General features: G+C 55.0%; 10 protein-coding genes. 6 read left to right on the top strand and 4 right to left on the bottom strand.

From position 1 onward, the window contains the following. The coding region (locus G8770_RS23040) for a transposase (protein ID WP_167192401.1) at positions 1-110 on the top strand (110 nt) is incomplete at its 5' end. Between the two features lie 129 nt (positions 111-239). Here G8770_RS23040 and G8770_RS23035 read toward each other — a convergent pair. Beyond that, positions 240-1,094, bottom strand: a complete 855-nt coding sequence (locus G8770_RS23035; RefSeq protein ID WP_167192400.1) for a universal stress protein — start codon at positions 1,092-1,094, stop codon at positions 240-242. A 245-nt stretch (positions 1,095-1,339) separates the two neighbouring features. Here G8770_RS23035 and elbB point away from each other — a divergent pair, with 245 nt between their 5' ends. Next, positions 1,340-1,996 (top strand): isoprenoid biosynthesis glyoxalase ElbB, encoded by a 657-nt coding sequence (elbB, locus tag G8770_RS23030; RefSeq protein WP_167192399.1) that lies wholly within the window; start codon positions 1,340-1,342, stop codon positions 1,994-1,996. 50 nt (positions 1,997-2,046) lie between these two features. Continuing rightward, a complete protein-coding gene (locus tag G8770_RS23025) occupies positions 2,047-3,174 on the top strand; it encodes a CNNM domain-containing protein (RefSeq protein WP_167192398.1) in 1,128 nt (375 codons plus the stop codon). A 94-nt stretch (positions 3,175-3,268) separates the two neighbouring features. Here G8770_RS23025 and G8770_RS23020 read toward each other — a convergent pair whose 3' ends face one another. Next, a complete protein-coding gene (locus G8770_RS23020) occupies positions 3,269-5,173 on the bottom strand; it encodes an ABC-F family ATP-binding cassette domain-containing protein (RefSeq protein WP_167192397.1) in 1,905 nt (634 codons plus the stop codon). Here G8770_RS23020 and G8770_RS23015 point away from each other — a divergent pair. Continuing rightward, positions 5,172-5,696: a TIGR02444 family protein gene (locus G8770_RS23015; protein ID WP_167192396.1), complete on the top strand. Its 525-nt coding sequence runs from the start codon at positions 5,172-5,174 to the stop codon at positions 5,694-5,696. The genes G8770_RS23020 and G8770_RS23015 overlap by 2 nt on opposite strands. Positions 5,697-5,815: 119 nt before the next feature. On the opposite strand, the gene G8770_RS23010 is transcribed toward G8770_RS23015, so the two are convergent. Further along, the gene (locus G8770_RS23010) at positions 5,816-7,033 is read right to left on the bottom strand and encodes a hypothetical protein (protein WP_167192395.1); all 1,218 of its coding nucleotides are present in this window, start codon (positions 7,031-7,033) and stop codon (positions 5,816-5,818) included. Between G8770_RS23010 and G8770_RS23005 the strand changes: the two genes are divergently transcribed. Further along, entirely contained in the window at positions 7,024-7,329 is a 306-nt protein-coding gene (locus tag G8770_RS23005; RefSeq protein WP_167192394.1) for a hypothetical protein, read from the top strand. The genes G8770_RS23010 and G8770_RS23005 overlap by 10 nt on opposite strands. A 1,229-nt stretch (positions 7,330-8,558) precedes the next feature. Beyond that, complete coding sequence (gene bamJ, locus G8770_RS23000; protein WP_167192393.1) at positions 8,559-9,263, top strand: BamJ family beta-barrel-assembly machinery protein; 705 nt, start codon at positions 8,559-8,561, stop codon at positions 9,261-9,263. 210 nt (positions 9,264-9,473) lie between these two features. Here the strand turns inward: bamJ and G8770_RS22995 are convergent, their stop codons facing one another. Then, positions 9,474-10,295: a PhzF family phenazine biosynthesis protein gene (locus G8770_RS22995; protein ID WP_167192392.1), complete on the bottom strand. Its 822-nt coding sequence runs from the start codon at positions 10,293-10,295 to the stop codon at positions 9,474-9,476. Between the last annotated feature and the right edge of the window lie 23 nt (positions 10,296-10,318).

Genomic DNA, 10,318 nt, shown 5'->3' with positions numbered 1-10,318 from the left:
AAGGCATGAACAACAAGATTAAAGTGATTAAAAGGATGGCGTATGGATACCGGGATAACGATTACTTCTTCCTGAAGATCAAAGCAGCGTTTCCCGGTAAAGTGCGATGAACCTTTTTTTTTGGGGTTTCACTATTGCTGAAATAACGCGGAAGCGATGGTATTACGCAGACATCTTGTTAGGCATGGCGCAGAGAGGCTCTGGCGTCTGGCTGACGTGCAAGCGCAGTGGGTTCATTCTTAATTCACCACCAGGACATCCATCTCCACACTGTCGATAACCTTTTCGGCGGTATTACCCAGCAGCGCGGCCTTTACACCACGTCGTGCGGTTGTGCCAATGACCAACAGGTCAGCCCGCAGCTGTTTGGTTATGGCAATAATCACATCTTTGGGGGCACCTGAGGCAATGTGCACTCGCTCGGGCTGAACGCCAAAGCGCTCACTGATCAGCTCTTCATCGGTGGAGTCCTCTTCATCTTCGAGCAGTCGCAACACATCGCCAATATTGGGCAGGTGTTCGTGGGCGGTGACACAATGCAAGTCAGATTGTGTGGCTTTGCTCAGGCGCTGGGCTTCTTTGATGATGCGGTTGTTGAGTAATTCGTGCTCCGGATCGTCATTGTCCAATGTCACGGCCGCCAGAATTCTCTGTTCCATCCAGGGCGACGCGCTTTTTACCAGCAGCGTAGAGCAGGAGGCTTTGCGCAGCAGAGTGATGTCAGAAGTTTTCAGGAACCGCCTTTCCAGAGCGCCGTGAGAGAAGGAGGACTTGAGAATCAGGTCGGCCCCGGCACGGCTACTGGCGTAGATCACAGAGTTTTGCCAGTTGTCGTTCCAGTAGGCTTCGGTGGTAACGGTTATGCCCTCGTCGCGTAAGGGTTGCGCCAGCGCTTCCAGCTGAGCGGTGTGCTGGGTGAGCGTAGAGTGTTTGGCGTCTTTGCGGGAGGTAAATTGAGAGATGTCCTCCAGATAGTCGCAACAGAATAAATGCAGCCGCGCACCAGTGTCGACGGCCAGTTGCTCTGCCCGCTGCAGGGCAATTTGCTCTTCTTTATGGGGGTCGATAACGACAAACAGTAAAGTCGGCAACATATCTCATCTCCTTGGTCAGTAGCCCATGAACCTCTACAATAGAGCACCGCTGCCGTTTAGAGCTGCGGGTTTTCACTGCAGGTTTCAACTATGGGTGTCAACTGCGGTCTCAACTACAGGTTTCAACTACAGGTTTCAACTACAGGTTTCAGTTACGGGTTTACAGCTGCAGGTTTCCACTACGGGTTTACAGCTAAAGTTTACAATTACAGTCTATGCATTAATACGGAAATAGGGGTTGTTTGATGTCAAAGAAAGTGGCGGTCATTTTGGCGGGTTGTGGAGTCTATGACGGTTCCGAGATCTATGAATCAGTGATTACTTTATTGGCCCTGGATCAGGCAGATGCCAAAGTGCAGTGTTTTGCGCCAGATATTCCGCAGATGCACGTGGTCAATCACCTCACCGGCGAAGTGGCTGAGGGCGAAAGTCGCCAGGTGCTGGTTGAGGCCGCCCGTTTGGCGCGCGGTGACATCCAGGCACTGCAGCAGGCCAGAGTCGAAGACTTTGATGCCATCATTGTCCCGGGCGGATTTGGCGTGGCCAAAAACCTTTGCGACTTTGCGGTCAAAGGCAGTGACATGAGCATGAACCCGCAAGTGCTGGCGCTGCTGCAGAGCTTCAAAGCGGCGGCCAAACCGGTTGGCCTGATTTGCATCGCGCCGTCTATGGCCGCCGCGATTTTCGGCGCCGGGGTTGAGTGCACCATTGGTCAGGATGCGGACACTGCTGCGGCGATTGAGGCGATGGGAGGGCGTCACGTGCCTTCAGAAGTGGATGCCATCGTCGTCGACAATGCCAATAAATTGGTGACAACGTCGGCTTACATGATGGCTGGTCGTATTCGGGAGGCCGCCGCTGGCATTAACAAGCTGGTCAGCAAGGTACTCGAACTGGCCTAGTGAGGCGGGGTCTAAACGGACATAATAAAACCTAACAAACAGGAACTTCGATGCTATTGCTGGTGCTCTACATTGCCGTCGCCATAGGCTTTTCTTTTTTGTGCTCGGTGGTGGAAGCGGTCCTGCTGAGTTTGACCAGCGCCCAGGTGGCGCTGCTCGAGCAGGAGGGAAAAGCGTCGGGGCGTATTCTTCAAGAACTCAAAGCCGATGTCAGTCGACCGCTGGCGGCGGTGCTGAGCCTGAACACCATTGCCCACACCGCCGGTGCCGCCGGTGCCGGTGCCCAGGCGGCCAAGGTGTTTGGCAGCGCTTCGCTGGGGGTGGTGTCCGCCATTCTGACCTTAATGATTCTGGTGTTTTCAGAAATCATCCCCAAAACCCTGGGGGCCCATTACGCCCGTCAGTTGGCCCCGGCGACGGCCTATACCCTCAAATACCTGGTGATTATCCTGATGCCATTCGTGGTGCTGGCGGAGTTTATTACCCGGCGCTTAAAGTCGGATGAAGCACTGGATAACATCAGTCGCGAGGAATTATCCGCGATGGCGGATTTGGGGTCGCAGCAGGGTGAGCTGGTGCAACAGGAAGCCACCATTGTTAAAAACCTGCTGCAGCTGCGCGATGTCACTGTGCGAAAAATCATGACGCCGCGAACGGTGCTGTTTACGCTGTCGGATAAAATGACAGTGGAGGAGTTTTTTCTCAAGTATCAACAAGAACCTTTTTCACGCATTCCGATTTATCACGGTAACCAAGACAACATTACCGGTTACGTCATCAAGAGTGATTTGTTGTTGGCCAAGGCGCGGGGCAATGGCGAGTCGACTCTGGATAATTACAGGCGCAGACTGGTGGCGATGATTGATACCACCACCATTCATCAGATTTTTGTGGATATCAATCCCAAGCGGGTGCACATCATGCTGATTCTCGATGAATATGGCAGTGTGCAGGGCATCGTCACCATGGAAGATATTATCGAAACCATGCTGGGGCTGGAGATTGTTGATGAGAAGGATCGGGTGACGGACATGCAAAAGGAGGCGGGTAAGTTACTGCGTCGCAAGGCCAAAGACATCGGTATAGACCTGGGGTTAAATCCAGGCATCGACAGCGAGTATCCCGGCAAGACGGCAAAACCCGACACTCACCGCCACGATGACAAGCGTGGCGAGTGAGTTAAAAACTCCGGGGTGTTCTTACCGATCAGGGTGGAAAGCCCCGGCCTGTTAAAACAGCGGACTTTAATCGTCGGTGATGAGGCAGACAACATCAGTCCTTTAAGCAGGCCTCCAGACTTTCGAATTCTTCACTGAGTTCCATCCACAACTCTTCAGCCTGTTCCAGATTCTGACGCTTTTGCGCCTGTTGCTTTAACAGGGTTTGCAGTTCACCCTTGCGCTCTGCCTCGTACAGGCTGGCGTCGGCCATCTGAGTTTCCAGTTCATCCAGCTGCGTCTGCCATTTGTCCACCTGACGTTCGGCGGCCTGCACTTTTTTGCGCAGCGGTTGCAGTTGCTTGCGCAGTTCGGCCGCTTGCTGTCGCTGCTGCTTGCGGTCCACTTTATTATCGTCACTGGCGGTAGTTTCCACCGCCTGTTTGGTCGCGGCTTCGCGCTGTGACAGCCACTGGTGATAGTCCTCCAGATCCCCGTCAAAACTGTCGACCTTGCCGTCGGCGATCAGTAAAAAATCATCGACGGTATTGCGCAGCAGGTGGCGATCGTGAGAGATCACCAGCACGGCACCGGGGTAAGTTTGCAGGGCCAGCGTAAGCGCTTCGCGCATGTCCAGATCGAGGTGGTTGGTGGGCTCATCGAGCAATAACAGATTGGGCTTTTGCCAGGCAATCAGAGCCAGCGCCAGCCGGGCCTTTTCGCCACCGGAAAAATGTTTGATCACTTCAAAGGCGCGGTCACCGTGAAAGCCAAAGCCGCCGAGAAAGTTGCGCACCTCCTGCTCGCGGGCAGTGGGTGACAGCCGCTGGATGTGCAGGGCCGGACTGGCTCCCATGTCGAGCGCTTCCAGTTGGTGCTGGTTAAAGTAGCCGATGGCCAGGTGCTCACCACAGGTGCGTTCACCCTGCAGCAGGGCCAGCTCGGCCACCAGCGATTTCACCAGGGTGGATTTACCGGCGCCATTGGGACCCAGCAAGCCGAGGCGACTGGTGGCCTCCACCCGCAAGTTGACGGAACTTAAAATCACACGGTCGGCATAGCCCAGTTGCGCATCGCTCAATTGCATTAACGGGTGAGAGGCTTTGTCGGCACAGGGGATCTGAAATTGAAACGGCGAATCCACGTGAGCGGGGGCGATCGTTTCCAGGCGTTCCAGGGCCTTTAACCGGCTCTGTGCCTGCTTGGCTTTACTGGCCTTGGCGCGAAAGCGCGCCACAAAGCGTTCGATTTCGGCAATCTGGGTCTGCTGACGGTCGAACATCTGTTGCTGTTGCGCCAGTCGTTCGCTGCGTTGACGTTCAAAACCGGAGTAGTTGCCCGAGTAAAGATTCAGCTTGGCCTGCTCGATATGCACAATGTGCTTCACCGTGTTGTCGAGAAAATCCCGATCGTGGGAGATGATCAGCAGCGTACCGCGGAATTGTTGTAAACGCTGTTCCAGCCACCAGGTGGTGTCCAAATCCAGGTGGTTGGTGGGTTCATCGAGGAGCATTAAATCCGCCGGACACATCAGCGCCTGGGCGAGGTTCAGGCGAATGCGCCAGCCACCGGAAAAATCGCTGACCGGTCTGCTGCCGTCGTCACTGGCAAAGCCCAGTCCATGCAGCAGTTCCTGCGCACGGGCTTCAGCGGTGTAGCCATCGATGGTTTCAAATTGCGAATAGAGCTTGGCCAGGGCCTCGCCCTGATCGCTATCCTGGTTCTCAATGGCGGTTTGCAGGCGACGGAATTCACCGTCACCGTCGAGCACGTAATCCAGAGCCGAGCGCTGGCTGTGGGAAACCTCCTGGGCCATGTGGGCAATGCGCCAGCCCGAGGGAATGGAAAATTCCCCCTGGTCCTGAGCAATCTGGCCACTGAGCATTTTAAAAAGGGTGGACTTGCCGGTGCCGTTGGCGCCAATGAGGCCAACCTTGTGGCCGTCGTGCAGGCGCAGCGAGGCACCTTCCAGCAAGATCTTGCTGCCCCGTTGTAAGTTCAGGTCGTGTAATGTAATCATGGCGGTATTCTATCATGCAGAGTCTGTGATGAGCGTGTTTGGCCAACCCCTGTGGGACTTTAGTTTGTCCCTGTATGCCTGCGAAGGTATGGAGCCCCTGTGCCTGTTGTTGCAGGACGAGCGGCAGGCCAACGTGAATGCGTTCTTGTGGGCGCTGTGGCTGGACGAAAACCGCATACCGGTTGATCGTGAGCTGTGGCACACGGGTATGAAGCGGATTGAGTCATGGCATCAATGGCGGGTAAAGCCTTTGCGTCAGTTGCGCCGGGCCCTGCCCAAACGTCAGCCCTGGTTAGCCTTGCGGTCCCGGGTCAAACAATGGGAGCTGGCGGCGGAGAAAAAAGAGCTCCATGAATTGCAGGCGCTGAGCCAAGGCTGGGATAACCTCGGTGGCAGCCCACCCGCCTGCGGACAGTTTTGCTATCGCTTGTTGCTGCTGCCAGAAACTGACCCGTTGCAGGCCGAGCTTGAGAGGGTTTTGACGCGCTGGCGGGGAGTAGAAAACACCTCGAAAGCACGATAACCACCCCAAAAAAAACCGCCAGCAAGCCGGCGGTTTTTTTAGCTGCAGAGACTGGCGGTGGCCTTACCCCGAAAACCGTCTGGTATCAGGACGCCGCCGGTGCTCTGGGGGACGAGGGATTACTCGTCGCCAAACAGGCTGGCGCTGACAGGGGCTTCAGCGGCCGCCAGTGCAGCAGCTGGCGCGGCTTCAGGTTTGGCCACTGGAGCGGCAGGCTTTTCTGCAGCCGCCGGAGCCGGAGTTGCCGGTTTGATTTGAGCGACTGGGGCAGGGGCTACGGGTTTCTCTGCAGCCACCGGTGCGGGTTTAGCCGCAGCGACTTTCTTGGCGGCGGGCTTTTTGGCCGTGGCTTTTTTCACCGCGGCTTTCTGCTCAGTCGCCTTGTTGGCGGCCTTGGCGGTCACTTTTTTGGCCGCAGGCTTTTTGGCACTGGCGGCTTTAGCGGGAGCCGCTTTGGCAGTGGCTTTCTTGGCCGTGGTCTTTTTGGTAACGGCTTTTTTAGCGCTGGCAGCCTTGGCACCCGCTGGTTTGGCGGCGGCTTTCTTTGCTTCAGCTTTAGGGGCAGCGGCCTTCTTCGCGGTGGCCTTCTTGGCTGCAGGCTTTTTCACAGCGGCTTTGGGGGTCGCAGCTTTAGCTTTCTTGGCAGCAGCCTGGGCTTTCTTTTTCGCAGCGGCAGCGGCCTTCTTTTCAGCGGCTTTAGCTTTCTTGGCGGCAGCCTGAGCTTTCTTCTTCTCGGCAGCAGCGGCTTTCTTGGCGGCAGCTTTGGCTTTCATGGCCGCAGCCTGGGCTTTCTTCTTCTCAGCAGCAGCGGCTTTCTTGGCAGCAGCTTTAGCCTTGACAGCAGCAGCTTTGGCCTTGATTGCGTCAGCCTTGGCTTTTTTCTTGGCAGCGGCTTTGGCTTTCTTCGCTTCAGCAGCGGCTTTTTTGGCAGCAGCCTTTTTCAGCGCCTGTTCTGCTTTCTGGGCTGCAGTCTCGATGGCGACGGCCAGTTTGGTGGTTTCATTCAGGGCTTTTACCACAGTCTGGGCTTCAGCAACGGCGGCTTTAGCGTCAGCGACAACTTTCTTTTGAGCGGCAACCTGGATTTTGCCCTTGGCAACACGATCTTTAACCGCAGCGGTTTTTTTCGTTTTAGCGGCCGCTTGGTCTTTGGCTAATTTACTGGTCAGCGTGGACAGTTTCTTTTGCGCTGCGCCATTGGCTTTAATGGCTGCGGCTACCGCCTTTTTCGCGTCGGTGGCTTTTTTGGCGCGGGCGCTACGGAGCTGAGTTTGTAATTTAGCAATTTGATTTTCGATATCGACGATGGGGTCGATGATTTTTTTGCGTGCTGCCATTGAGTGTGTCCTCGGGGTTTAAAAGTCGGGTAAAAACTTTAAGTTTTGAGCCGGTTATTTTCAACATTAGTGGTATCAAAACTGCTGGCGGGATGATACCCACCTTTGGTGAAGAATTGTATGCCTTGATTAGAAATAAACCAGATTTTTTTCGCATAAAATGGTGCAAATTTCGAGAAATGATCACAGCCAGAAAACGGCATCGTCAATTCATCAGCGATAAGCGGATTTTTCAGCAGGATGCGGGTGCGTTTGCGGGTGTTTTTTTTGCTCTCATTGCACTTGCTAGACGGTAAGAGTTTTTTACGAGGGCGTCAGGGCCGTCACCACGTGCGGCTTTTTTTAATAGAAAAATTCCCCGGCCGGTAACGCATGTTCATGGGGCACTGGAAACGCTATCACAGCGATCAGCATTCAAGCTGGCCAGTAAACCGGCTGTTCCATGGCAGTTTAACACGCTGGGCGAGTCGACGTTAATGCACAGCACATTGGTTGTCGGGTGTGGCCAGCTTCCAGATGAAGATCACTCTCGGGTGCCGTACACGACAACAGTGGGGTGAGTGTTGGTACGGCAACAGCCAGGGTTTACCCCCAACTCGCCTTGCCAGTTTGAGTTCCAGGCTCAAGACTGGTGGCGTTGGCTCTGCACCGCAAGGGGGCAAACTAACAAGCTGAAGCTGTGCTCAGCGGCTGTGAAGGCCTGCTGAGGATTGCCGAACGAAGATCGTGAAACGGGGTGTGTTCGAGGCGGAGGTTTGCGCAAGGTTGCTGAAGATCCGAGTGGATCCGGCCGTTGCTTCAGTGCGGCCGTTGCCAAGTGAGCCCGGTAAGGCAAGACTTCGGCGGAAGCTCGTTAATCGATCTCGGGTTCGCGGCTGACTCTCTGAGAGAGCGTTCCTCATCGAAAGCGGGTCGCTATGGGCGGCGGACTTCTTTGGTAACGGAGGGCTTTTAATTGGCTGAGGGCTCTTTATTGAGCAGAGGGCTTTTAATTGGCTGAGGGCTCTTTATTGAGCAGAGGGCTTTTAATTGGCGGAGGGCTCTTTATAGGCAGAGAGCTTTTTATTGGCTGAGGGCTCCGTATTGGCGGAGGGCTCCTCTTAAAGCGGCTTGTTGAATGAAACTGCCGCAATTAGCCGCCGATGCGGGTATGGAATTCTCATCGCTATGCATTCTGCAAGAACCATGGGTTTCTCAAAAAAAGAGCTCCTGTCTGACGCAGTGGCAAAGGTTAGGGTACTATTGGGGGACGCGTTACCGGGAGTGATGAGTTGGCAGCTCTGAGAGAGCTTAACCCTGTGGCAGCATGCTTCGGGTTAAGATCAAGCTTAAGCATTTCAGTGAAAACGTGATATTTGAGCATAAGCTGAGGGATCGGCGAACCGAGAATCATGTGATCTGATCGGGATTTTGGTCTACCATGCTGAACCACTCAGTTTTTTGGCGGTCTTAACGGACAACATCGACAACCCAGTTCGTTCTTTTGGGGCGGATGAATGAATAAATGAATAATAGGAACAATTATATGATTTCCAGAAAGTTACTGATCGGCACTGCAGCTTCAGCCTTGATGTTGGTGGGCATGGGACAGCAGGTAATGGCTGATGAGATGAAAGACCTGTCTGACAAGGCCAGCTACATCTTTGGTTACAAAACCGGTGAGCGTCTCAAGGACGGTCCCATTGAGATTGATGCCGACATCTTTACCAAGGCGATCAAAGAAGGTCTGAAAGGCTCAAAGCCCAGCATGACCGAAGAAGAAATGCAGGCCACCATGATGGCTTTGCAAGAGATCCAACAACAGAAGCAAATGGAAGCCATGAAAGTGGTTGCTGAGGCCAACCAGAAAGAAGGCGAAGCCTTCCTGGCCGCGAACGCCAAAAAAGACGGGGTTAAAACCACCGATTCCGGTTTGCAGTACAAAGTGCTGACCAAAGGTAAAGGCGCCAAGCCCAACAAAGACAGCCAGGTTTCTGTGAACTACCGCGGTACCCTGATTGATGGCAGCGAGTTTGACAGCTCCGAGCGTCACGGTGGTCCAGCGACCTTTGGGGTTACCCAGGTGATTACTGGCTGGACCGAAGCCCTGATGATGATGCCCGAAGGCTCCAAGTGGGAAGTCTACATTCCCTCTGAGTTGGCTTACGGCGCTGGCGGTGCCGGTGGTGAGATCGGACCCAATGCCACCCTGATCTTCGAAATTGAACTGCTGGACGCCGGCGTCAAGTAAACGTCCCGCGCCGTGTTCAAACCGAAAAGCCGAAGTCCTGCGACTTCGGCTTTTTTGTGCCCAAATATCTGGCACCGACAGAGCCACACCACAAACTACTGACTAGCCATAGCCATAGCCATAGCCATAGCCATAGCCATAGCCATAGCCATAGCCACTAGCCACTCCCAGATGAATGGCGCAGCCAGAAAGGGTCCCCTGGGCTGGCCCCTATATAAAAATCTCCCCCGTCAGGTAGGTCACGCCCTGCCCGCACAGGTACACCCGCTCACCTTCCAGCACACACGTCAGTTCACCCCCGCGGGCCGAAATTTGCCGGGCGGACAGCTGTGTGCGATTCAATGCCCCGGCCCAATAGGGCGTCAGCGTGCAATGGGCGGAGCCCGTCACCGGATCTTCATTGATGCCCAGGCTGGGGGCAAAAAAGCGCGAGACAAAATCACACCGCTCGCCTTTGGCGGTGACGATCACCGGGTGTTGTGCCGCTTGGGCCAGCGCGTACCAATTGGGCGTGAGATTGGCGACAGTTTGCTCACTGTCCAGCACCAGTAACCAGTCTCTGGAGCGTCCGGAGAATTGCACCGAGTCTACGCCCAGGGCCTGGAGTATGGCGCCGGGCACGGGGATGGGCTGCGGGGGGCGCGAGGGAAAGTCCAGCCGCAGTTGTTGTTCGTCGCGGGTTACGGTCAGGGGGCCGCCCAATGACTTGAAGCGAACTTGCTCGCCGGTAAACCCCAGGTGTTCAAACAGGGTAAAGGCGGCAGCCAGGGTGGCGTGGCCACACAGGTCGACTTCGTGTGTGGGGGTGAACCAGCGCAGGTGAAAATCGAAGTCAGCGTCTGTGTTGCCAGTTTCTTTGCTTGCAGTCGCGGTCAGCGGGACGAAGAAGGCGGTTTCGGATAAATTGTTTTCCGCGGCGATGTGCTGTAACTGCTCATCGCTGAGCCATTCGGTCAAGGGCACCACTGCGGCCGGATTGCCTTTGAAGCGTTCGGTGGTAAAGGCGTCGATCTGATAAAGGGGCAATTTCATAACCTGTTCTCCTGCCGTTTGAA

Origin of the sequence: Pseudomaricurvus hydrocarbonicus, assembly GCF_011602365.1 — a bacterium.
Taxonomy (GTDB): domain Bacteria; phylum Pseudomonadota; class Gammaproteobacteria; order Pseudomonadales; family Cellvibrionaceae; genus Pseudomaricurvus; species Pseudomaricurvus hydrocarbonicus.
This window is presented reverse-complemented; position numbering and strand designations above follow the sequence as displayed.